General features: G+C 60.5%; 21 protein-coding genes. 13 read left to right on the top strand and 8 right to left on the bottom strand.

Going from position 1 to position 21990, the window contains the following annotated elements:
* Window positions 1-115: 115 nt before the first annotated feature.
* Both egtD and egtB read right to left on the bottom strand, forming a co-directional pair.
* Window positions 116-1084, bottom strand: a complete 969-nt coding sequence (gene egtD / locus METAC_RS0112950; RefSeq protein WP_051335558.1) for an L-histidine N(alpha)-methyltransferase — start codon at window positions 1082-1084, stop codon at window positions 116-118.
* On the bottom strand, window positions 1084-2400 hold the full coding sequence (gene egtB / locus METAC_RS23535; RefSeq protein WP_036255568.1) for an ergothioneine biosynthesis protein EgtB: 1317 nt from the start codon (window positions 2398-2400) through the stop codon (window positions 1084-1086). Before egtB ends, egtD begins: the two co-directional genes overlap by 1 nt.
* Before the next feature lie 680 nt (window positions 2401-3080).
* On the opposite strand from egtB, the gene METAC_RS0112930 reads away from it, so the two are divergent.
* The 8 genes from METAC_RS0112930 to phoB all read left to right on the top strand — a co-directional run bounded on the left by METAC_RS0112930 (window position 3081) and on the right by phoB (window position 10901).
* A complete protein-coding gene (locus METAC_RS0112930) occupies window positions 3081-3797 on the top strand; it encodes a glutathione S-transferase (protein WP_026607361.1) in 717 nt (238 codons plus the stop codon).
* Between the two features lie 215 nt (window positions 3798-4012).
* Window positions 4013-5071 carry an ATP-binding protein gene (locus METAC_RS0112925; RefSeq protein WP_026607360.1) on the top strand — a complete coding sequence of 353 codons (1059 nt, stop codon included), beginning with the start codon at window positions 4013-4015 and terminating at the stop codon, window positions 5069-5071.
* A 200-nt stretch (window positions 5072-5271) separates the two neighbouring features.
* The gene (gene pstS / locus METAC_RS0112920) at window positions 5272-6312 is read left to right on the top strand and encodes a phosphate ABC transporter substrate-binding protein PstS (protein WP_026607359.1); all 1041 of its coding nucleotides are present in this window, start codon (window positions 5272-5274) and stop codon (window positions 6310-6312) included.
* Between the two features lie 267 nt (window positions 6313-6579).
* Window positions 6580-7575, top strand: coding sequence for a phosphate ABC transporter permease subunit PstC (gene pstC / locus METAC_RS0112915; protein WP_026607358.1), 996 nt, complete (start codon window positions 6580-6582; stop codon window positions 7573-7575).
* Window positions 7576-7578: 3 nt separating this feature from the next.
* Entirely contained in the window at window positions 7579-8418 is an 840-nt protein-coding gene (gene pstA, locus METAC_RS0112910) for a phosphate ABC transporter permease PstA (RefSeq protein WP_026607357.1), read from the top strand.
* A 14-nt stretch (window positions 8419-8432) separates the two neighbouring features.
* Window positions 8433-9389 (top strand): phosphate ABC transporter ATP-binding protein PstB, encoded by a 957-nt coding sequence (pstB, locus tag METAC_RS0112905; protein WP_245257480.1) that lies wholly within the window; start codon window positions 8433-8435, stop codon window positions 9387-9389.
* 25 nt (window positions 9390-9414) lie between these two features.
* Window positions 9415-10128 carry a phosphate signaling complex protein PhoU gene (gene phoU, locus METAC_RS0112900; RefSeq protein ID WP_026607355.1) on the top strand — a complete coding sequence of 238 codons (714 nt, stop codon included), beginning with the start codon at window positions 9415-9417 and terminating at the stop codon, window positions 10126-10128.
* 5 nt (window positions 10129-10133) lie between these two features.
* Window positions 10134-10901 carry a phosphate regulon transcriptional regulator PhoB gene (gene phoB, locus METAC_RS0112895; protein WP_026607354.1) on the top strand — a complete coding sequence of 256 codons (768 nt, stop codon included), beginning with the start codon at window positions 10134-10136 and terminating at the stop codon, window positions 10899-10901.
* 388 nt (window positions 10902-11289) lie between these two features.
* On the opposite strand, the gene METAC_RS0112890 is transcribed toward phoB, so the two are convergent.
* Window positions 11290-11820 carry a GcrA family cell cycle regulator gene (locus METAC_RS0112890; protein WP_026607353.1) on the bottom strand — a complete coding sequence of 177 codons (531 nt, stop codon included), beginning with the start codon at window positions 11818-11820 and terminating at the stop codon, window positions 11290-11292.
* 370 nt (window positions 11821-12190) lie between these two features.
* On the opposite strand from METAC_RS0112890, the gene METAC_RS0112885 reads away from it, so the two are divergent.
* Window positions 12191-12562, top strand: a complete 372-nt coding sequence (locus tag METAC_RS0112885; protein ID WP_026607352.1) for a methyltransferase C-terminal domain-containing protein — start codon at window positions 12191-12193, stop codon at window positions 12560-12562.
* Window positions 12563-12816: 254 nt separating this feature from the next.
* Complete coding sequence (locus METAC_RS23530) at window positions 12817-13032, top strand: hypothetical protein (protein ID WP_156898211.1); 216 nt, start codon at window positions 12817-12819, stop codon at window positions 13030-13032.
* Between the two features lie 47 nt (window positions 13033-13079).
* Here the strand turns inward: METAC_RS23530 and METAC_RS0112875 are convergent, their stop codons facing one another.
* Window positions 13080-14537 carry a hypothetical protein gene (locus METAC_RS0112875; protein ID WP_051335557.1) on the bottom strand — a complete coding sequence of 486 codons (1458 nt, stop codon included), beginning with the start codon at window positions 14535-14537 and terminating at the stop codon, window positions 13080-13082.
* 423 nt (window positions 14538-14960) lie between these two features.
* Between METAC_RS0112875 and METAC_RS27455 the strand changes: the two genes are divergently transcribed.
* Complete coding sequence (locus METAC_RS27455) at window positions 14961-15236, top strand: high-potential iron-sulfur protein (RefSeq protein WP_425338911.1); 276 nt, start codon at window positions 14961-14963, stop codon at window positions 15234-15236.
* A gap of 908 nt (window positions 15237-16144) precedes the next feature.
* Window positions 16145-16960 carry a methane monooxygenase/ammonia monooxygenase subunit C gene (locus METAC_RS23525; protein ID WP_425338931.1) on the top strand — a complete coding sequence of 272 codons (816 nt, stop codon included), beginning with the start codon at window positions 16145-16147 and terminating at the stop codon, window positions 16958-16960.
* Window positions 16961-17060: 100 nt separating this feature from the next.
* Here METAC_RS23525 and METAC_RS0112845 read toward each other — a convergent pair whose 3' ends face one another.
* From METAC_RS0112845 to METAC_RS0112835, 3 genes are read right to left on the bottom strand one after another with little or no spacing between them, the layout of a single operon-like run.
* Window positions 17061-17873, bottom strand: coding sequence for an SGNH/GDSL hydrolase family protein (locus tag METAC_RS0112845; RefSeq protein ID WP_245257479.1), 813 nt, complete (start codon window positions 17871-17873; stop codon window positions 17061-17063).
* Window positions 17804-18928, bottom strand: coding sequence for an OpgC family protein (locus tag METAC_RS0112840; RefSeq protein WP_026607346.1), 1125 nt, complete (start codon window positions 18926-18928; stop codon window positions 17804-17806). Before METAC_RS0112840 ends, METAC_RS0112845 begins: the two co-directional genes overlap by 70 nt.
* Window positions 18929-18985: 57 nt before the next feature.
* Window positions 18986-20551 carry an NAD(P)H-hydrate dehydratase gene (locus tag METAC_RS0112835; protein WP_245257478.1) on the bottom strand — a complete coding sequence of 522 codons (1566 nt, stop codon included), beginning with the start codon at window positions 20549-20551 and terminating at the stop codon, window positions 18986-18988.
* Window positions 20552-20846: 295 nt separating this feature from the next.
* On the opposite strand from METAC_RS0112835, the gene hspQ reads away from it, so the two are divergent.
* On the top strand, window positions 20847-21179 hold the full coding sequence (gene hspQ, locus METAC_RS0112825; RefSeq protein ID WP_026607344.1) for a heat shock protein HspQ: 333 nt from the start codon (window positions 20847-20849) through the stop codon (window positions 21177-21179).
* 6 nt (window positions 21180-21185) lie between these two features.
* Here hspQ and METAC_RS0112820 read toward each other — a convergent pair whose 3' ends face one another.
* Window positions 21186-21917 carry a potassium channel family protein gene (locus METAC_RS0112820; protein WP_245257477.1) on the bottom strand — a complete coding sequence of 244 codons (732 nt, stop codon included), beginning with the start codon at window positions 21915-21917 and terminating at the stop codon, window positions 21186-21188.
* Window positions 21918-21990 lie beyond the last annotated feature (73 nt).

Below are 21990 nucleotides of genomic sequence, written 5' to 3'. Positions count from 1 at the left end.
TTCTACTTGGTGAGACTGGCTTGTCAACGGAACCGGTCCAGCGTCTGGGCCTTGAGCGAACTCAAAATCGCAGCCGCAGAAGCAATAATGCCAAAGGCGCCGCTTCTACGGGCAGCTATGGCGCGATCAGTTCATGCAAGCTGAACAGCCGGTCTTCGTCGAGCCAGACCCGCCGCGGTATCCATCCCGCCGAGATGGCGAGCCCCTGGAATTCCTCGACTGCGTATTTGTAAGAATTTTCGGTGTGAATGCTTTCGCCTGCGCGAAAATGGAACTGCCGTCCAACCGCTTTTACGGACAGATCCTTGAGGCTAACGAGGTGCATCTCGATGCGGCCCTCTTGCGCATTGTAGAGCGCTCTATGCTGGAACGCCGTCAGGTCGAAGGAGCCTCCGAGCTCGCGGTTGATGCGCGTCAACAAATTGAGATTGAACGCCGCCGTCACGCCAGCCGAGTCGTTGTAGGCGGCGACGAGCCGTGGCGCGTCCTTCTTGATGTCGACGCCGACGATCAGGCGACTGTTGGACCCCAGTGAGCGCCCCATGACAAGGAGTAAGCGAATAACGTCCGCGGGCAATAAATTACCGATTGTCGATCCTGGAAAAAAACCGATCCGAGGCCGTTCTGCGAGATCGGGGGGGCACTCGATCGGATGGGAGAAATCAGCGACGATAGGGCGTATGTCGAGCGATGGATAAAGCGTAGCCAACCGTCGTCGCGCGTCGTCGAGCGCGGTCTCGGACACATCGGCCGCCACATAGGCCGCCAACTGAGGCAGCGCGTCGAGGAGAAATTCCGTCTTTCGGCTGGAGCCGGAGCCGAATTCCAAAAGCACGCCGCCAGGCGGGACGCCGTGGGCAATCTCGGCCGCGCGCGCTTTGAGAATCGAGGCCTCGGCGAGCGTTAGATAATATTCAGGGAGTTGCGTAATCCGTTCGAACAAGTCGCTGCCGAGCGCGTCGTAGAAATATCGAGGAGAGAGAGATTTCGGCGAGCGTGACAGACCGTCGATCACGTCGGCGGCGAAAGCTTGATCTGCAAATGCAAATGCTTCCAAGGGATGGGCGGCGGCGGGACGGGTCATTATTGCGTGATCTCCGAGGCGAGGCGCAGACCCATGAACTGCCAGCGCTGGTGTGGATAGAAAAAGTTCCGATAAGTAGACCGACTGTGATTGTAGGGAGTCGCAAAAGAGGCGCCGCGTAGCACCTGCTGGCCGACCATGAATTTGCCATTGTACTCGCCGAGGGCGCCTTTCTGGGGCCGATAGCCGGGGTAGGGCGAATAGGCGCTTTGCGTCCATTGCCACACCTCCCCGAACATTTGACGGGGACGACCGTCGGAGGGCTGCTTCGCCGGCGAAGGCCATAGCGCGCGGGACGAAATGGCGTTGCTCTTAGGCGACAGATTCGGCGGCGAATCCTGCGCCGCGACCTCCCATTCGAACTCGGTTGGCAGCCTCGCGCTCGCCCATCGCGAAAATGCGTCCGCTTCGTAGTAGCTTACATGCACGACCGGGGCCGCCCGCTCGACCGGAGTCAAACCATCGAGCGACATAGCGAACCATTGGCCGTCTCGACATTCCCAATAGAGGGGCGCTCGCCAATCATCGCGATTGAGGGTCGTCCAACCGTCCGAAAGCCAAAGCGACGCCGCGCGGTATCCGCCATCTGCGATAAAATCGAGCCATTCCCCATTCGTCACGAGACGATCGGCAAGGCGGAATGGGTGAATGAGCGCATCATGATGCGGGCGCTCGTTGTCGAACGCGAACCCGTCGCCTTGATGACCCACCCGATGGACGCCGCCGGGGTATTCGATCCATTGCAATGGATCAGGCTCATCCGGGAGACCTCCGCGCAAATGAGTGCGATAGGCGGGCCGCAACGGATGAGCGGCAAATAATGCGAGAATATCGGTCAGAAGCAGTTCTTGGTGCTGTTGTTCATGATTGACGCCGATCTCGACGAGCCGCAAGACCTCGGCGTCGGGAGCAAGATTTTCGTTCAGCAGCTTTTCTAAAGCCTGATCCACATGCTCGCGATATTGGAGGACGCGCTCCAGCGACGGTCGTGTGAGGAGGCCGCGCCGGGCGCGCGGCTGCCGATCGCCGAGGCTCTCGTAATATGAGTTGAAACAATAGCCAAAGGTTTCATCGAACGGCTGGTAGGCGTCGAGATGCTTCTCAAGCACAAAGGCCTCAAAAAACCACGTCGAATGTGCGAGATGCCATTTGGTGGGGCTTGCATCCTCCATTGCCTGCGGCGTCATGTCTTCCGCGCTTAGCGGACCTGCGAGCTCCAGCGAATGACGACGCGTTTCAAATAGGCGAGACGCGAGGAGGCCGCGACGATCCTGTTTGGTCGGGGCGGACAATTGAGGCGGCGAAAGCGCATTCATGACAACCTCCCGTGACCATATGCTCTGGCGTCGTCACATCAACCAAACGTCGCTGAAACCGAACTTCGCCGAATTATCGCCGACGGGCCGCCGCTTCGAGTTGTCTCGTCGTCGCAAGCCAATGGGCGCCGCCGGCTGGCTATGGAGATGAGCAGACATCATCGCGATGGGACAGAGTTTTCCTTTCCAATTCCCGTGCCCGAGCGCTGCAAGCGCGTCCATGAAAAATAAGCCGCGGCGAAGGCCTTCGAGCTATCGCATCGAATTTCCTTTGGAGAAAACTTAGCACCCGTCGGCACATTGGCAAGTCGTTGACGCAATTGCGTGGCAAACGGATGAAGCTGGACTTAATTTGTCGGCTTGAATGTTCTGTTGCGTCGGAGGCGCGCTTTCTCCCTGTGGTCCGCTCAACCTTGTTCGGCCCGTCGCCCGATTTAGGGGATGTGCTCGCTCATCGATATTAAGCTTGCGAACGCGACGGGCCTTATGATCCGCTCCATAGTTAAGTTGATGCGCTGGTCCAGCTCCGGCGCGTGTTAGCTCACGAACAATCAAATCGAATGTCTGCGCTCGACGAAGCGATCTCCCGTTGGAGTCCAGGCAAAACGCTCAATGTCCGCAACAGTTCGCCTGCGGCTCCAAAGGCGCCGTTGGAATTCAAAGAGGGAAGGAGCTTGAACATGGCTTACGAGCTTTATTATTGGTCCGGCATTCAGGGACGCGGGGAGTTCGTCCGGCTCGCGCTCGAGGAGTCCGCTGCGGATTATTTGGACAAAGGCCGGCAGCCTGACTGCGACGGCGCCCTGCTGGATTTTCTTGCGCGGCGAGATCTCGCGCAGCCGCCTTTCGCGGCGCCGTTTCTCAAAGATGGCGATGTGGTGATCGGCCAGACCTCCGCCATTTTGCTCTATCTTGGCGATCGCCATCAACTCGCTCCGAAGGATGAAGCGATGCGAATATGGACGCATCAGATTCAGCTGACCATCGCCGATCTCGTGGCGGAGGCGCATGATGTCCATCATCCGCTGGGCGCAAACCTTTACTACGAGGAGCAGAAGCCGGAAGCGTTGCGGCGGGCGAAGTATTTTCGGGAAGAGCGCATCCCTCAATTTCTCGCTTGGTTCGAGACGATCCTCGCACGCAATCCTAGCGGGGAGGCGCATCTTGTCGGCGCCGCCGTCACCTATGCGGATCTGTCCTTGTTTCAAGTTGTGGAGGGCCTGGCCTATGCTTTTCCGCGCCGGATGAAGCGCGCGCTCGCCGACGCCCCGAGCGTCGCGGCCTTGCATCAGGCGGTCGCCCGGCGTCCTCGCATTCGCGCCTATCTCGAGAGCTCCCGGCGGCTCGCGTTCAATGAGCAAGGAATCTTTCGGCATTATCCTGAGCTCGATGGCTGACGACCGCTGGTCCATTCGTTCAACCCCGCGGTCAATGGACAAGCTCGCCCGAGCGACGCGAGATCGGGCGGAATGATTCATCGCGCAAGCACGAATTTGAAGATATAGGACTCGCCCGCCTGCATTGGGGCCAGCCTTTGCCGCAATCCTTGGTTTATAGTGAGGCTTGATCTTAGCTCACAACAGTGGGCATAAGGCGGCGAAACGAGGGCGTCATGGATCAAAGCCAGTTGGCTCGTGACCGTTTCATTATCGGCCGCTTTATTGACGCGCTGCCGGAGCCAGTAGTGGTCATCGGCGCGGCCGACCGCGTGCTTGCGGTGAACCCTCCGGCTCAGGCCCTGTTTCCGGCTCTGCGGCAGGATGATCTGCTGGCGCGCGGATTGCGCGCGGCGGATGTTCTCGACGCGATCGCTCGCTCTCGCGCCTCGGGCCGCCCGGAGCGCACGACTTGGCTCGAGCGGGTGCCCGTCGAGCGTTTCTTCGAGCTCAGCGTCGCTCCGATGGAAGGTCCACAGATCGAGCCTACGATGATCTTGACTTTGCGCGATATGAGCGAAGCGCGCCGGGTCGAGCGGATGCGGGTGGATTTCGTCGCCAACGCCAGCCATGAATTGCGCACGCCGCTCGCCTCGCTGCTTGGTTTCGTCGAGACGCTCCAAGGACCCGCGCGCGAGGACAAGGAGAACCGGATCAAGTTTCTCGGGATCATGCGCGAGCAGGCGCAACGCATGACGCGCCTCGTCGACGATCTCCTTTCGCTGTCGCGCATCGAGCAGAACTTGCATCTTCGACCGCAGACGCCGGTCGATATGGTTGCGATCCTGCGCCATATGGCGGACACGCTGGCGTCCATGGCGCGAGACAATGACGTCGCCTTGAAGCTGGAGGCTCCCAAATCGGTCATGGTTAGGGGAGATAGAGACGAGCTTCTCAGAGTGGTCGAAAATCTCGTCGAGAACGCCATAAAATATGGCGCTTCGGAGCCGACGAGCCTCAATCGGACGGTCGAGATCACACTTGTCGAGCAGGAGCGGCAATGCGTCTTGAGCGTGCGAGATTTTGGGCCGGGAATTGCGCCTGAACATTTGCCGCGCCTCACCGAGCGCTTCTACCGGGTTGACGCCGGCCAGAGCAGGGCCAAGGGCGGCACAGGCCTCGGGCTGGCTATTGTGAAGCATATTGTCGCACGCCATTGCGGCCGGCTCGGCATTGAATCGAAGCCCGGTTCGGGCGCGACATTCAGCGTGAACCTGCCATTGCTCGGACGCTGAACGCCGTCGGCCTGCATTTGTCCCGGCCGGCGTCATCCCAGTGTCATTTTAATTTCATACTCCGCTCGTTGAGCGCGTCTAGAGTCTCTTGCGCGGCGCGGCGCAGGCATTTCCCGCGCTTCCCACGGGCCGATCGCCAAGCCCAAGATTCGGGCCTCGTTCATGGCGCGGCCGATCTCCAGCCACTTGAGAGGCAAGCAATGAGCTTTATGTTCCTGCGCACGGCGCTTACGGCGGCGGCGATGACTGTGGCCGCCAGCGCCGGCGCCGTCGACATAACTGGGGCGGGGGCCACTTTTCCTTTTCCGATCTATGCGAAATGGGCGCAGTCCTATAAGGCGGAAACCGGCGTCGGCCTCAATTACCAATCCATCGGCTCCGGCGGCGGAATCAAGCAGATCAAGGCCAAGACCGTCACTTTTGGCGCGACCGACGCGCCCCTCAAGGCCGACGAACTTACCGAGGCCGGGCTGGTCCAATGGCCGCAGGTGATTGGCGGCATCGTGCCGGTGATCAATCTCGAAGGGGTGAAGCCTGGCGAGATCGTGCTCGACGGCCAGACCCTCGCCAAGATCTTTCTCGGCGAGATCAAGACCTGGAACGACCCTGCGATCAAGAAATTGAACCCGTCGCTCAAGCTGCCGTCCGCCGCCATCGCGGTCGTGCATCGTTCCGACGGCTCCGGCACGACCTTCAATTTCACCAATTACCTGTCGAAGGTTTCGCCGGATTGGAAAACCAAGGTCGGCGAAAACACCGCCGTCGAATGGCCCGTCGGCATCGGCGCCAAGGGCAATGAAGGCGTCGCCAATAATGTCGTTCAGACGCAAGGTTCGATCGGCTATGTCGAATATGCCTACGCCAAGCAGAACAACATGAGCTCCGCCAAGCTCATCAATGCCGCCGGCAAGACCGTCGCGCCGACCGTTCCGGCCTTCCAGTCCGCCGCCGCCAACGCCGACTGGGCTCATGCGCCAGGCTATTACCAAATTCTGACCAACGAGCCCGGCGCGGCCTCCTGGCCGATCACCGCCGCGACCTTCATCCTGATCCCGAAGCAGCCGCAGGATTCGGCCTCCGCCGCCGAAGCGCTCAAATTCTTCGGCTGGGCCTTCGCCAAGGGCGGCAAGGCCGCCGAGGAGCTGGATTACATTCCCTTGCCGGAATCGGTCGTCGCGCTGATCAAGAAGACCTGGGCGGCCGAGATCAAGGACGCGGACGGCAAGGCGCTCTTGAACTAGCCAGCTTTCGCGCGGGCCGGGCGGTCTGAGCGAAGCCAACCGCGCAAAATTGGAATGCCGGAGCATAGGGCGACGTCAAAAGTCGTCCAACTCTTCGGCGAACAGGCTCTAAACTGAGTCGAGTGGGGGATGGGGCCTCGCGCCCCTTCCTTTTCAGCTCATTCTGGAGTGTTTGAGCACGCGGCCAAGATCTGCGGCGTCGTTCCGCGCCGATGGATCGCCTCGGCGCCAAGAAAAAAGCAACCTCGGCAAGGAAGAAAAACTAAAGTGTCCGACCTGGCAATCGATAGTGGCGTTTCCGAATCCGTTGCGCTCCGGCGACGCGCCAAGGTCCTGCGCGGCCTGCAGCTTCGCGACGCCGGCTTCCGTCTTCTCACTTTGGCGGCGGCTCTCGCCGTCCTGCTGGTGCTCGGCGGCGTCATCGCCTCGCTGGTCATTGGCTCGCTTCCGGCTTTCAGAGCTTTTGGATTCGGTTTCCTTGCCTCCGACACATGGAATCCGGTGACCGAAAAATTCGGGGCCTTGGCGCCGGTCTACGGCACGCTGATCACGGCGGCGATCGCCATGGTGATCGCAGTGCCGATCGGGCTCGGCATTGCGATCTTTCTGACCGAGCTTTGTCCCTATGTGATGCGGCGTCCGATCGGAATTGCGATCGAGCTTCTGGCCGGCATTCCCTCGATCATCTACGGCATCTGGGGCCTCTTCGTCTTTGCACCTTTCCTGCAGAAGCACGTCCAGCCCGGAATCATCAGCCTATTCGCTGACGTGCCAATCCTGTCGACGCTCTTCGCCGGGCCGCCTTATGGAATCGGCATGCTCACCGCGGGAATCATCTTGGCGATCATGGTGCTGCCTTTCGTGACCTCCATCTCCCGCGACGTCTTCGAGACCGTGCCGCCGGTTCTGAAGGAGGCGGCTTATGGCGTCGGCTGCACGACTTGGGAGGTTGTGCGCTTCGTCGTGATTCCCTACACGCGCGTCGGCGTCATCGGCGGGATCATGCTCGGCCTCGGCCGCGCGCTCGGCGAGACCATGGCGGTGACTTTCGTCATCGGCAACGCGCATCGGATTTCGGCGTCTTTGTTCGCCCCCGGCACCACCATATCCGCCTCGATCGCCAATGAATTCACCGAAGCTGTCGGAGACCTTTACACCTCGGCGTTGATCGCGCTCGGCCTCATTCTCTTCGTCATTACATTCATCATTCTAGCGATCGCCCGCTACATGTTGATGAGGCTCCAAATGCAGGAGGGCGCCTGAACCATGTCGCGCTATGATCGGCGCCGCCGCGGCAGCGCTATTTACATCGGCCTCTGCTACGCCTCCACCCTTTTCGGGCTCGGCTGGCTCGTTCTGATCCTCGCCTCTCTCTTCTGGGAGGGGTTTCGTGGCCTGTCGCCCGCCGTCTTCACCCAGATGACGCCGCCGCCGGGTTCGGCCGGAGGCTTGCTGAACGCGATCGTCGGGAGCCTCATCCTGACATTTCTCGGCGTCGCTATTGGAGCCCCGCTCGGCATGCTGGCGGGGACCTATATGGCCGAATATGGCCGCCATACGAAGCTGACCTTCGTCGTCCGCTTCATCAACGACATCTTGCTCAGCGCGCCTTCGATCGTCGTCGGCCTTTTCATCTATGAGGTTATGGTCACGCGCATGGGGCATTTCTCCGGGGTGGCCGGAGCAGTGGCTCTGGCCGTGATCGTCATGCCCGTCGTCGTCCGGACGACCGAGGACATGCTGCTGCTGGTTCCCGATCCCTTGCGGGAAGCGGCGAGCGCGCTTGGAACGCCGCGCGCCATCGTAATCGGAAAGGTCGCGTATAGGGCGGCGCGGGCTGGCCTCATCACCGGCGTCCTTCTCGCGATCGCCCGCATCAGCGGCGAAACGGCCCCCTTGCTGTTCACGGCGCTCAACAACCAATTCTTCAGCACGAATCTGAACGCCCCAATGGCCAGCCTTCCGGCGGTCATCTTCCAGTTCGCTCTCAGCCCCTACAAGGATTGGCAGCAGCTCGCCTGGACGGGCGCGCTTCTCATCACATTCGCCGTGCTCGCGCTGTCGATCATTGCGCGCATTCTCGGCGCGCAGAGGACCGCGAAATGACGGAGGTCCAAGCCATGACGCAAGACCAAAAAAACCAGGAGGCCATCGAGATGATCGCCCCCGTCATATTGACGGCGAACGACCAAGAGGCGGACGCGCCCCGCCCCGACGATCGCGTGGAGGGAGAGCCTGCCACCGCTCCAGCCGCGACGTCGCCGCGCCCCGACGTGGTCGTCGCGACTCCGGCGAAAACCGCCCTTCGCCCCGCGGCTCTTCCGCCCGAAAAAGTTTCGGTTCGAAACCTTGACTTCTATTATGGCGAGTCGCGGGCGCTGAAAGGCGTGAGCCTGCCCCTCTACGCCAATAAGGTGACGTCCTTCATCGGACCCTCGGGATGCGGGAAATCGACGCTGCTGCGCGTGCTCAACCGGATGTATGATCTTTATCCGAAGCAAAGGGCCGAAGGCGAGATCCTGCTCGACGGCAAGAACATCTTGAGCGCCGATCAGGACGTCAATCTTTTGCGGGCCAGGGTCGGCATGGTGTTCCAGAAGCCGACGCCGTTCCCGATGTCGATTTATGACAATATCGCTTTCGGCATCAGGCTTTACGAAAAGGTCAACCGAGCCGATCTCGACGAACGCGTCGAGACCGCTTTGAAAAGCGCCGCGTTGTGGGGCGAGGTCAAGGACAAGTTGAAAGCTTCGGGCTTGTCGCTCTCCGGCGGGCAGCAGCAGCGCCTTTGCATCGCGCGCACGGTCGCCATCCATCCCGAGGTGATCCTGCTCGACGAACCCTGCTCCGCGCTCGATCCGATCTCGACCGCGAAGATCGAGGAATTGATCGACGAGCTGAAAGAAAAATACACGATCGCGATCGTGACGCACAACATGCAACAGGCCGCCCGCGTCTCGGACTACACCGCCTTCATGTATCTCGGCGAACTCCTGGAGTTCGACACCACGGCGCAAATGTTCACGTCGCCGAAGCAGAAGCAGACGCAGAATTACATTACCGGCCGCTTTGGCTGATTGCCGGACTTTCGAGGAGCTTCTCATGCCGGATCACATCGTAAAAGCCTATGATCAGGAGCTCGAAACGCTCGGTCAAAAGATCGCCGAAATGGGCGGCATCGCTGAAAAAATGCTGTCCGACGCGATGGACGCCCTGGCGGATTCGGACGTGAAGCTGGCTCAGGCGACTATCAACAGCGATCCGCGCCTGGACGTGTTGCAACGAGAGATCGAAGAGCGCGCGATCATGGCGATCGCGCGCCGCCAGCCTCTCGCCGTCGATCTACGCGAGATCATCGCGACCATTCGGATCTCGAACGATCTCGAGCGGGTCGGCGACCTCGCGAAGAACATCGCCAAGCGAACGATCAAGATCGCAGCGGACATTCGCATCCCTCGCGCGATCATCGGCCTGAGGACCATGCATGATTCGGCCGCCATGCTGCTGAAAGACGTGCTCGACGCCTATTCGCAGCGCGACGCCGAGCGGGCGCATGGCGTCTGGATTTATGACGCCGACCTCGACGCCCTCGAAGACTCGGTTTTTCGAGACCTTCTCACCTTCATGATGGAAGATCCGCGCAACATCACCTTTTGCGCCCATCTTTTGTTCTGCTCGAAAAACATCGAGCGGATCGGCGATCACGCCACGAATATCGCTGAGACGGTGATCTATCTCGTCACCGGCGAGATCCCGCCGATCGACCGGCCGAAAGGCCAAACCCTCTTGTCCGACGCCACTGCCACAGCCGAGTGAAAACAATGAGCGACGTACAGACTTCAAACGATGCACGGGGCAATCCGGGTCGGGGCGCCTCCGCGGCGCCCGCGGCCGCGCGCATTCTCGTCGTGGAGGATGAAGCGGCGCTGAGCCTGCTTCTTTCCTATAATCTCGAGGCCGAGGGCTTCATCGTCGATCGCGTCGAGCGCGGCGATGAAGCCGAGGTGAGGCTCAGCGAGACCATCCCCGATCTCGTGATCCTCGACTGGATGTTGCCCGGCGTCTCGGGGCTGGAAATCTGCAGGAGATTGCGCGCGCGGGAAACGACCCGGAGCCTGCCCGTGATCATGCTGACCGCGCGCGGCGAAGAGAGCGAGCGGGTGCGCGGCCTGTCGATCGGGGCGGACGATTATGTCGTGAAGCCTTTCTCCGTGCCGGAACTCATGGCGCGGGTTCGCGCCCTTCTGCGCCGGGCGCGTCCCGACCGCGTGACGGGGGTTCTTTCGGCCGGCGATCTCGAGCTCGACCGGCAGAATTGGCGGGTCCACCGCGCTGGCCGCGACGTTCATCTGGGGCCGACGGAGTTTCGGCTTCTCGAGCATTTGATGGAGAAGCCCGGTCGGGTCTTCTCTCGCGCGCAATTGCTCGACAGCGTGTGGGGGCTTTCAGCGGAGATCGACGAACGGACGGTCGACGTTCATGTCGGCCGGTTGCGCAAAGCGCTGTCGAAAACCGATGAGAAGGATCCGATCCGCACGGTGCGCGGCGCTGGCTATTCTTTCGACGAGACTTTCGGGAAGCCCTGCTGAAGCGCTCATTTCATCGAACGTCTGGAGCGGGATCAGGAAAAGCGAATACCGGCTTTCCCTCCCGCGTTCCGCTCCGCTCTAAAGGAGCATCCGAAAACGCGGCTTGCTTCATCCTGGGCAGCGCTTTCTCATGAGATCGCTTCGCGAAGGAGGAAGAGCACGCTCAAGCCAAAGCCCATCTGGCTCGAGACAGCTGGGCCCCTCCTCGCCGTGAGGACTTTTCGAAAATGCGAAAATTCCTCGTCCAACCTGCCGTTGGCGAAGACCGCCGACTGCTCGGCCGCGAAGCCGCATTCTCAGATAGGGATCAAATCCACTGCGGCCCCAGCCTGGAAGCGGTCGCAAGGCCTCTCGCGGTTTTGGTCGGAAAGTCGCGAGCAGTCTTGGGCTAGGCTGTCTTCTGGACGCGGCGTTCGCGCCGACGGTCCTGCTGAGGCACATAGGCGATCCGCGCATGATGCGCGCAATAGGGGCCTTCGCCAGGGGGTTTGCGGGCCCCGCAATAACGAAACTCGAGCCCAGTCGGGTCGCCCATCGGCCAACGGCACATGGATTCGCGCAATTCCATGATTGTGACAGGTTCGTTCATTTGCACCACAACGTCCCTGCTCGGGGCGGGAGAAGGGGCCTGCGCCGGGAGCGGCGTCGGCGCAAGGGCCAAAGCGGTATTGCCTTGGACCATTGGCGCGGCGGGCCGTGGATTTTGTGGACGCGGCTGCGACTTTTGCTGTTGCGGCCGGGGACTGGGCGACGTGGCTGCGGTCACTTTGGTGCGGCCAGAGAGACCGAGCCTGTAGACTTTGCCGATGACGGCGTTGCGGGTGAGCCCATTTGCAAGTTCAGACGCGATTCGACTTGCGCTCATGCCCTGAAGCCAAAGCTTTTGCAGGAGATCGATACGTTCATCGGTCCAGGACATCGCCGCCTCCTAAGAATATCGCGGATCTCGACTTTAGGTCGAAGGAATGAGCGCCCATGCTAAAATCGCATCGAGTCGCGCTGATGCTGACAGACTTAAACCCATGCCCATTGCAAGAAATGAGGCCGCCTAAAGGGGATGCCGCACGAGATGTCGTGTTCATGGCTTTCAGCCTACACTAGCCGTAGAATCGCACGCAAGCCTCGCAAGCCTGCGGCGAATGTTTTCAACAGGAGCTTGCGCGGAAGGCCGCTTTCCGGCTCCGGCGGGTTGGCCTTGAGTCTGTCCAAACAATATTGCGCCGGGCTGGAGCGCGGCGCGCGCAGTCTCGTCCGATGAGCGTTTTCGTGCCCCGTGTGAATTGGCTCGATTGCGCGTTTTCGTTGAATCGCGCGCAGAGGTCCGGCCAGCGGATCAGATCGCAGCCGAGGCGGGCGCAAGGATTCGGCTCGGCAAGTCTGCTTATGGCGTGCTGGCGAAAGGCGACACGCTGCTCAATCACCTCGGCGAGAGGACCGATTTCATCGATTTCGCCGTTGATCGCAATCCGACGAAACAAGGGCTTGTCTTGCCGGGAACAGCGATCCCGGTTCTTCCGGCGGAGGCCCTCTCCGAGCGCAAGCCGGATTATGTCGTGATCCTGCCTTGGAATCTCGCCGAGGAGATCATGGCGACCCATGCGCAGCTGCGCGCCATTGGCGCAAGATTCGTCTTGCTCCCCCCGGCGCCGCGCATCGTTTGAATTCGCCGCGCGGCGACCACTATAAGCAGGCAGACCGTTAATTTCGGAGCCATCGCCCGCACCGGTCGACGTCTGTACGCAGGCCAGGCGGAATCGCCGATCCCGCTTGGCGCGAGACAGTCAATTCCGATTGAGATCGGGGCGCCGAGAGGACGCGGTCTCGGCGAACGCGGAGCGTTAGAAACTTTGGTTACGGATCGAATAACTTGTGGTTCGGTCGTGACGCTCTAGGCACAAGCAAATTGGACCGAAGCTTGAGCGCGAAACGCATAGCAATAGGTCTGATCGCCGTCTATGCGGTTTTGCTGCAGGCTTTTGTCGCGGCTGTCTTGCCGGTTGCGGCTTTTGCCGCCTCGGGCCGAATCGTCTGTAGCCAAGACGCGTCGGCGCCGGCGACGCGCGCGGAAGAAATCGAGATCGCTGGCCATGGCGCGCCAGAGGACATGTATCGCAGAAGTCTTCGCGGTTAGCTCCTCTTCATTTTCTCACAGTCAACGCGCCGAAACTCAAGCGCCACTCAAAAGGCGATCCAGGAATAGAGCAAGACGGTGTTGTTTCCCGATGCATTATGGCTTGCGCCGTCGAAATTTGTAACCCCTCCGAAGATCTTCAGGTAGCTTGTGTAGGATACGCCGATTTTGGCATTGAGCCAGGGATAGACCGATGGTCCGCCTTTGCTGAACGGCAAAAATGCAGCGTCGAAGATGATCCCTTTGCCGTTAGGAAGATTGACGAGCGAATTCGCACCGTAAAGCATGGCGTCGGCAGAGCCATAGACGCTGAAGTAGCCGGCCGACAGGCTGTACGTGTGATCATAGACATATTCGATCGACGTCTTGAAGCTATCAAGCGAGTTGTTAAGGTTCGACGAGCCGCCTTGCAAAAAGGTGGAATTTAGCTTCTGAGTTTCATGTATGTTAACGGCTCGGATCGTTATGTTGTGCGGATCTCCAATGAACTGATATTGAGCGTCGAAGGCGACATCTGTGATTTCATCGAATCCAAAGCCTGCGACGCGCGCGGGGAGCGTATTGGCGTGCAGGCCAAATGTTCCAACCTCGAATGAATGCTCGCCCACATTATATTCGAAGGCTGCGCGCCAATAGGGCGCGACGCCGTCAATCGAAATCGACCCGATGACGTCCGGCGGAACGCCAAGCCTCTTCAACGCTTGAGCCGAAAGATTTTGATAGGCGCTTACGTCGAGATACAACATGTCGTTCCAGAAAGTGTAGGCTCCTGTCCCTATGACTATGTTGCTGAGTCCGCCCTCGATCAAAGTTCCGGGTAGCGAGAATTGAGGGGCGAGCGTAGAAGCGACGAACGGAAAGCCCCATGCGGGCGTTGTGTTCCACACATCCTGAACGCTCGGAGCATTGTTGACGGAAATGCCATAGGTGACGTCAAGATCGAACAGCTTCGTCGTGTCTGCGTAGCGGATGTCGCTGGCGTCGAGGAATATATGCTGGCTGGCGCCGTCATAAGTTCCTTGGATGAACGCGCCTAAATTTCCATAGATTTGTCCTGCGTAAAACATGCTGCCTTGCTGAAGCAGCACATTGTTGTTGGTGTGCAGCCAAGGGACGGGCGGCTTGTCTTGATTGACGTCCGTGTGCGTGAAAGTCGGGATAACCATCGCGGCGATAGGTGGAACGCCCTGCTCCCAAGTCAGGCCGCCGCCCATTGTGTAGCCGCCGAGCTTAAATCGACGCCCGAAAGGCGTCAGCTGGGGGAAGGCGGTGTGGCATGTGGAGCAAGGCTGGCCTGTCTGCCGAGCAAAGCTTGGAAGCGCCGACGCGCCTGGCGGTTTGATCACAAGGGCGGCGCCGACAACGGCTGCAGCGAGAATGGCGACTCCCCCGAATGCGGTCGCTGCCGGCAAATTGGCGCCGCCTTTCCGGATGGGGGATTCAGCGACGGAGTCCGCCGTCCCTTGCGCGGGCGGACGGCCACGTTTCGCATCGACGCCTGACATGAAAGCTTTCTCCAAATTCGCCGCAAGGATGGTTCCGGGCGCGCGAGCTTCGCGCTGACGGCAAGGGTCATGCGTCAGATGGGCAAGATCAAGGCGATCCCGGCGTTAGATAAGTATTAATTGGCTATGTTGCGGGACTGTAACACTTGCAATCGTAAGACATTTGGCATGATTCCGCATATATAAAATTCTAGCTTCGATTTAACGCAGTTTCTCCTGCCACGAATTTGTCACGTAGCTTAGAGTAATTCTAGAGATATGTGGTTAAGTTGTGGCATTTCAGAATCATTTCAAAATAATACTTTACAGTATTTGCTCGGCTCATATTTTATTTAAAAGTGCGGAGGCGCGAAAACCGGTTTTTCGTGGGCCTGCCATACGACGCGCGTTTGAAACGCGATTTTGTTGAAGAGGGGATCGGCTGTGACCCATGCAATCGAAAAATCGTCTCGAACGACAAGGCGCTCTTTGCTCCAAGCCGCGGCCGGAGTCGCTGGCGCTTTATCTCTTCTCGGATTGAGCGGACGCAGCGCGCAGGCGGCCAAAGTCTCGCAAGCAGCTGTGGGTTACCAGAATTCGCCGAAAGGCAATCAAAATTGCGCAAATTGCCGACTGTTCACGGCGCCGAACGCTTGTAAGCAGGTCGACGGCGTTATTAGCGCTAATGCGTGGTGCCGTCTTTGGGCGAAAGCTAGCTAGAACGAGACAGGAAAATCGTCGCCAACTGAACCTTTTTCTTCCAACGCCTTGGATAATTGCGACCGGTTGACGCTGGCGCCCTCGCGCGCTTCGAGGTCAGCGCGAAGGCGGGCGATCATCCATGCTGTCCTTGCCCGAATCAAGGACGACAGCGAATCGCAAAACATGCCCGTTGGCAATCCAGGAATTTGCTTAGAAACTTCGGTTACAGACCGAATAACTTGTGGTACGGTCGTGACGCTTTAGGCACAAGCAAATTGGACCGAAGCTTGAGCGCGAAACGCATAGCAATAGGTCTGATCGCCGTCTATGCGGTTTTGCTGCAGGCTTTTGTCGCGGCTATCGTGCCGGTTGCGGCTTTCGACGCCTCGGGCCGAATTATCTGTAGCCAAGACGCGTCGGCGCCGGCGACGCCCGCTGATCGCTTTCACCACAATCATGGCGCATGCTGCATCCTGGCTTGCGCAGCGTCGGGCTTCGCCTTCATCGCGACGGCATTTGGGCCTGCAATCTTTTCCGCGCTGAATGTTTCCACTTTCGTCTTTTCGAAAGCGCGAGAAACGAGCGCGAGGTCGCCGCTAAAATACTACTTCGCGGCGCGCGGCCCACCGCGGAACGCCTAATCGCGCTTTTGCGCATTTTTCCTCAACTTATTGAGATGCCTGACGCCGAGATCCGTGCGGGGACGTTCGTCCTTCGCTAGGCGTCGCCGTGCATTCGACGCCGACTTCCTCCTCTCGGCTCGCAGGGCGGATTGCGTCCGCGCGTCGACGCGACCTAACGCCAGGCGCGGAGGTTTGGCATCGCATGCGCAAGCTTTTGATTTGAGCGGGCATCTCATTCCACGCTGGCGCCGTGATCAGGCGCCGAAAGACAGCCTGCATGAAAAGGCAAAAGAAATGACTTTAATTTCCGACACAACACAAAGGCCGACTACGGCGATCGTCTCCGTCGATCGGCCGATCGCCGATCTGCGGCCCTTATGGATCGCCGGCGCCGTGATATGCGCCTTCTACGTCGGCGTCCGCCTCTACGAGCAAGCTTTCGGCTGGTACGCTGGGCTCGACTCGTTTTCCCCTGAGTTCCAGAAATATTGGACAAGGGTTCTGTATATTCTGGCGCCGACCGCGCTGGTCGCCTTCCTCGGCCTCATCGGCTACCTTTGGAAGACTCGGCCTGACGATCTCGCGACCGTCGCGCCCCGCGAAGAATTGCGCCGCATCTTCTACCTGCTGAATTGGATCCTCATCTATGGCTTGGCCATTTACTGGGGCGCTAGCTACTTCAGCGAGCAGGACGCGACATGGCATCAGTCGGTGATCCGCGACTCGGCGTTCACGCCTTTGAACATCATCAAATTTTACGTCAGCTACCCGATCTACATCATCGCCGGCGTCGGCGGGTTCATGTACGCGCGCACCCGCCTGCCGACCTTCGCCAATAAGGGCTATTCGATCGCTTACGCCCTTTTCTTCATAGGCCCGCTCATGTGCCTGCCGGGCGCGGCCCTCAGTGAATGGGGCTGCACCTTTTGGTACATGGAGGAGCTGTTCGTCGCGCCGCTGCATTGGACTTTTGTGTTCTTCGGCTGGTTCGCCCTCGCGCTATTCGGAGTGTCGCTGCAGATTCTTGGTCGAATCCGCGAACTTTTGGCCGATGACGAGAGCTTCCTCCCGCAGTGGCTGAAAACCGTCTCGCCTGAAACGGCGAGCCCTGCCGAGTAAGCGCGAACCAGCTCAAGTCGACGCCGATCGCCGCCCGGCCGCGCTAACGCGTGGTCGGGACCGGCTTCGTCAAGAACTGTTCGATCTAAGGGATGCCTTCTCAATTGCCGACCGGCCGAGGGGCCTTGATAAAAAGGCTGACGATCACGGCATGCGCGACATGCTCGGCCATGCATTGATAGCCGAGGTCGTTCAAATGGAAATTGTCGCGCGCCATCAACTGAAGATTGGCGTGCGCCTGAGCGATGAATTGCATGGCGTCATAGCGGCGGACGTAGAGAATTTTCTCCTTCGCCGCGATGTCCTGAAGGCTGTCGCGAATGGCGAAATAATTGGGGTCGCGGGCGAAGCGCGGCGAATATTGCGGACCGACGAGAACAATGTCCGTCCGATTGTCCTTCAACCAGCGAATTGTCGAAAGAACGGTGGCCTCGAATTCACTCGGCGCGATTCGCGCGAGCGCGTCATTGGTGCCGAGTTGCCACAAGACCAGATCGGGCGCCGCGAGCGCAACTTCGCTCTTGAGGCGCTCCGCGGCTGTCTGTGCAAGCTCCCCCGGAACGCCGCGATTGAGGACCACGAAATCGACGCCCTTGAGCGCGTCTTCGAGAATCGTCTCGAGCTGCGAGGGATAGCTCTTCCCGTTTGACGAGGCGCCGACGCCTGCGGTCGAGGACGAGCCGATCGCCAGAATGCGCGCGGTCTTCCGTTCGCGTAGAGCCGCGGCCAAATTCGGGAGAGACGCCGGCGCCGCAATATCCGCGGTCGGAACGTCGCAAGCTGCGCTGAGCGGAGGCACGGCTCCTTGCCCTTGCTGCCCCTCCGCGCCGCCGGCGGCCGAGATTAGGGCGAGGGCGCCCCAGAGGGCGAGGGCGGTCCCCGTCCGGGAGCCGCCGGCAATCTTTCGCGCCATTCCGATAGCCATGCCACGAGACCCATCGACGAGAAGCCCACCATAACAATCAATGCGTCGGTTGTAATGCCTCCGCCCGTCGCGAAGCGCAGGATTTGCGCTGAGAGGCTCAGGATCGACGCCGCGCAAAAGACATTGAGCGAATTGCGTCCGAGCAACGAGAAAAAGTGCGAAAGGCGAGGCGTCCATCGTGCAATCGCGGCGAACGACCCTCCAAAGAGGGCCGCCAAGGCGAGGCTATGTATGAGCCGGGCCGGCGACAGGTAGGTTTTATCGAACATAAACAATAGCTTCGGCGACGGAAGGTCGATCGGATCGGGCGAATAGCCGCTCACTGCGACCAGCGCGCCCAGCAGCACGATCGGAATCGCGAGCAGGCGCAGAGTTTTGCGCCATTGCCGTGCGAACCCGCCGACGCCATCCTTGCCGCCGAGAAGGAAGCCGAGAACATAAATCAACTGCCAGGCGAGCGGATTGAAGAACCATGTTCCCTCCACCGGCCAGGTCCGAAAATTCACGCCGAACGCCAGCGCGCCGGCATAGAGCGCAAAGGAAAAGGGGAGCAAGGCTCGGGCAGCGTTGCGATGCGTGAGCACAATGATCGGGGCGCCGACGACGAGGACCACATAGAGCGGAAGGATGTTGAAATAGCCGAGCTGGTGAGTGAGCAAGACGAGGCCGATATGGGCTCTGACCGGGTCGTTGAAGACCGCCGAGGCGTTGTGCCAATCGATGAGAAAGGGCGCGTCGAGCAGCAGCGAAGCCGCGGCGAGAAGGGCGATAGCGATCTCGGTGATGACGGTTTGCGCGACATAGACCGTCATGGCTCGGCCTTCGAGCCTCAAGACGAGCGCAGACCCAGAGAGGGCTCGCGCGGGCCCATCGATCAGCTTGCGCATCGCCCAGCCGGCGAGCAGGACGAAAAGCTCGGCGGAATCCGACAGCGACACATTGCGGAAGGTGAACCGCTCGAAATAGAGCCCGGGGACATGGTTGATGAAAATCGTGAGAAGCGCGAAGCCCCGCCAGAAATCAATTTCATTGGGAGCGCGCATTCGCCTTCATCCGAACCGTCGCCTCCGCCGGGGAGCGAGACCTAGCCTAAAGATCGGTCACTGACCAAGAACCGCGAGGAGCGCGCGCAAGACCGGAGGCAAATTCTCGGGCAAATCTTCCGCCACCAAGCCCGGACCAAAATGCCGGCCGGCCGCGCCGTGAAGCCAGACCGCGGCGGAAGCGGCCTCGAACGGGGGCGTTCCCTGCGCCAGCAAGCCGCCGATGAAGCCGGCGAGCACGTCGCCAGAGCCTGCCGTCGCGAGCCAGGGCGGCAAATCCTCGGCGATCGAGGCGTCGCCGGAAGGAGACGCGACGACCGTGTCGGGACCCTTCAAAAGCAGGACGGCGCCGATCAACGCAGAGGCCGCGCGCGCGCGGTCCAGCTTGGATCCTGATCGCAAAGCGACAAACATCTTTTTTAGGACAATTTCGTCGAGCCCAAGCATCCGCCAGGCGTCGAGGTCCTTTTCTCCAAGCCCGGAGAAAAGCCGCGCGAATTCGCCGTCATGCGGGGTCAGGACGACGGGCGCGCCGGACTTCCTGATTGCTGCCGCCAGGCTCAGCGCGTCGTTCTTAAAGCTCGTAAGAGCGTCGGCGTCTAGGACTATGGCGCGGCGCGGCTCCGTGGCGGGGGCGTCGGCCTGGAGCGCCGTGAAGGCCAAGGCCCTCGTCGCTTCGCCGACCCCCAACGCGGGGCCCATCACCAGCGCGTTCATCCGCCGATCCTCAAGAAGGGCTGCGAGCTCGGCCGGTCCATCGCAAAGCCTGGTCATGATCGCGGTCAATGCCGCCGCATGGGCGGGCAGGGCCTCGCGCGGCGTCGCAACCGTCACGAGCCCCGCGCCTGCGCGCAAGGCGCCGCGGGCCGCGAGCCGCGCCGCGCCCGTATGGGCGAGGCCGCCCGAAAGGACGAGGGCGTGACCGCGTGAATATTTATTGCCTTGCGTTCGGGGAAAGGGGAACGCGCTTTTCCAGATCGCCGGATCATTGACCAGCGTTTTGGGTCGGATCTCGGCGAGAACCGATTCTGAAATTCCGATATCCGCGACGATCGTCTCGCCGCATTGGAGCCGGCCCGGCAGCAAGACATGGCCGGGCTTGCGGCGGAAGAAGGTCACTGTGCAAGTCGCCGCGATCGCAACGCCGCGGATTGCGCCGGTCGCGCCGTCGACGCCCGACGGCACGTCGACCGCGAGAATTGCTTTGCCTTTTGCTCTGGCCCAATCATTGAGCCGCAAGACTGCTGCGCGCGCGCCGCCGTCGAGGTCGCGCGACAGTCCGGCCCCGAAGAGCGCGTCAATGGCGAGATCCGCCTCGGCGAGATCGAGCGATTCGATCGGGAGCGTCGCGCCGGTCCATGCTTTCGCTGCGGCGGCAGCGTCGCCGCTGAGAGCTTCGACGCGCCCAAGCAAGCCGATTTCGACGGGAAACCCCTTGGCCGCGAGCCGTCTGGCGGCGACGAACCCGTCGCCGCCATTGTTGCCTGGACCACAAAGGACGGCGATCCGCGCGGCGCGCGGCGCAAGACGCTCGGCTTCCCTTGCGACGGCCGCCCCCGCCTGCTCCATGAGGAAAAATCCAGGAACGCCTCCGGCGATCGTTAGCCGGTCGGCTTCCGCCATTTCCGCCGTGCTCAGAAGTTCGCAGCGAGAAGACTCCATCGACATGCGGCGGCTGCTTTCAGCAAAGTGGAGGACGATGCGGCGGATCGTCGCGGCGGCGAAGACGATTGGACGCCGCTCGCCTTTCTGAAGCCCCGCTCCTCGATTTCCGTCGCCCGCTCGCCCTTCCGGTCAAGTTGACTTGGGCTATGCTCGCGGCTACCCAAGCCGGTCCGAAAGCTTCGCCGCCTCTTTTGGACTTCGCGCCTGTCGCCTCAACTTGGCGGCGCAGTTCCGTGGCGGCGATACGCGGCTCATGAAACCAGCACTTCTCGTCAAATTCGGCATCGGTCAGGTGGTCAAACACCGCAAATATCCGTTTCGGGGGATCATTTTCGACGTCGATCCGGTGTTCTCGAACACGGAGGAATGGTGGCGGTCGATTCCGGAGGACGTGCGCCCGCGCAAGGACCAGCCCTTCTACCATCTCTTCGCGGAGAACGCCGAAAGCGAATATGTCGCTTATGTCTCGGAGCAAAATCTCCTCCCCGACACGTCCGGCGAGCCGTTGCGCCATCCACAGGTCGCCGAAATGTTCATACGCGCGGCGGACGGCGCCTATCAAATCAAGCCTGCGTTTTTGAACTAGGTTCGGCTATCCGCGGCGGCTTTGAAGCTCGAGCGTGACGAGCCGCGCGAGCAATGTCGCTGGAAAGAGCTGCCCGATGATGCCCTCGAGATTGCAGAGCGCGCGCGCCAACGGATGAATGGGCGTGATGTCGCCATAACCGGTCGATGTCAGGGTCACAAAGCTGAAATAGATCACGCTGCTCGTGAATGGCGCCCCATAGCCGAGGGGCATTCCGGAAAATGCGTTGGGCGCCAGCAATCCGACAAAAGTGAAGAGCGAGACGAAGGTCAGTCCGATCGTCAAATAGAGCAGCACGGCGCCGATGACGCGGTGATAGGTCACGACGCCCGGCGCAAAGACGGCGCGCGCGACGACGACGATCAGCAAGACATTGATCGTGAGGCTCGCGCCGGCCTCGACATAAAGGTCGAGGGTCGAGTCGAGCTTCACGCGAATGACGACGGCGGCGGCCGCGAGGGCCACCGCAACCATCATGAAGAAGATCGCCAGCAGCCGTTTCGACAGGATGAGGACGCAGCTCGCGAGCAAGAGCGTCATGGCGAAGCCATAGCCTTGCGCCATGAATATGCCGGCTGCGCGGAGAGGCACGATTCCAAAGATCAGGATCGCGAGCAGAACCGTCAAAACGCTCAGCATTGGATCGTGCAACCGGTCCGTGACGCGAACCAGTCGCTGCTTCACATCGCGGTTCATGCCGTGAAATCGGCTTGCTCGGCCGAAGCGCGGCCGTTTCATGGCTCCGCTATCTGGGTCGATGTGATCCAACTCAGCCCTCCGGCTTGCATTCGTGATTTCATTCCCGAAGCGT

The sequence above is a fragment of the Methylocapsa acidiphila B2 genome, assembly GCF_000427445.1.
Lineage (GTDB): Bacteria > Pseudomonadota > Alphaproteobacteria > Rhizobiales > Beijerinckiaceae > Methylocapsa > Methylocapsa acidiphila.
This window is presented reverse-complemented; position numbering and strand designations above follow the sequence as displayed.

Coding starts and splice junctions, on each gene's coding strand:
- pstA (WP_026607357.1), top strand. CDS start 7,579: ATGTCGCGCTATGATCGGCGCCGCCGCGGCAGCGCTATTTACATCGGC.
- phoU (WP_026607355.1), top strand. CDS start 9,415: ATGCCGGATCACATCGTAAAAGCCTATGATCAGGAGCTCGAAACGCTC.
- egtB (WP_036255568.1), bottom strand. CDS start 2,400: ATGAATGCGCTTTCGCCGCCTCAATTGTCCGCCCCGACCAAACAGGAT.
- METAC_RS0112890 (WP_026607353.1), bottom strand. CDS start 11,820: ATGTCCTGGACCGATGAACGTATCGATCTCCTGCAAAAGCTTTGGCTT.
- METAC_RS0112845 (WP_245257479.1), bottom strand. CDS start 17,873: ATGGCGCGAAAGATTGCCGGCGGCTCCCGGACGGGGACCGCCCTCGCC.
- pstB (WP_245257480.1), top strand. CDS start 8,433: ATGACGCAAGACCAAAAAAACCAGGAGGCCATCGAGATGATCGCCCCC.
- METAC_RS0112820 (WP_245257477.1), bottom strand. CDS start 21,917: ATGAAACGGCCGCGCTTCGGCCGAGCAAGCCGATTTCACGGCATGAAC.
- phoB (WP_026607354.1), top strand. CDS start 10,134: ATGAGCGACGTACAGACTTCAAACGATGCACGGGGCAATCCGGGTCGG.
- METAC_RS0112930 (WP_026607361.1), top strand. CDS start 3,081: ATGGCTTACGAGCTTTATTATTGGTCCGGCATTCAGGGACGCGGGGAG.
- METAC_RS0112925 (WP_026607360.1), top strand. CDS start 4,013: ATGGATCAAAGCCAGTTGGCTCGTGACCGTTTCATTATCGGCCGCTTT.
- pstS (WP_026607359.1), top strand. CDS start 5,272: ATGAGCTTTATGTTCCTGCGCACGGCGCTTACGGCGGCGGCGATGACT.
- METAC_RS0112840 (WP_026607346.1), bottom strand. CDS start 18,928: ATGCGCGCTCCCAATGAAATTGATTTCTGGCGGGGCTTCGCGCTTCTC.
- hspQ (WP_026607344.1), top strand. CDS start 20,847: ATGAAACCAGCACTTCTCGTCAAATTCGGCATCGGTCAGGTGGTCAAA.
- egtD (WP_051335558.1), bottom strand. CDS start 1,084: ATGACCCGTCCCGCCGCCGCCCATCCCTTGGAAGCATTTGCATTTGCA.
- METAC_RS0112835 (WP_245257478.1), bottom strand. CDS start 20,551: ATGGCGGAAGCCGACCGGCTAACGATCGCCGGAGGCGTTCCTGGATTT.
- METAC_RS0112875 (WP_051335557.1), bottom strand. CDS start 14,537: ATGTCAGGCGTCGATGCGAAACGTGGCCGTCCGCCCGCGCAAGGGACG.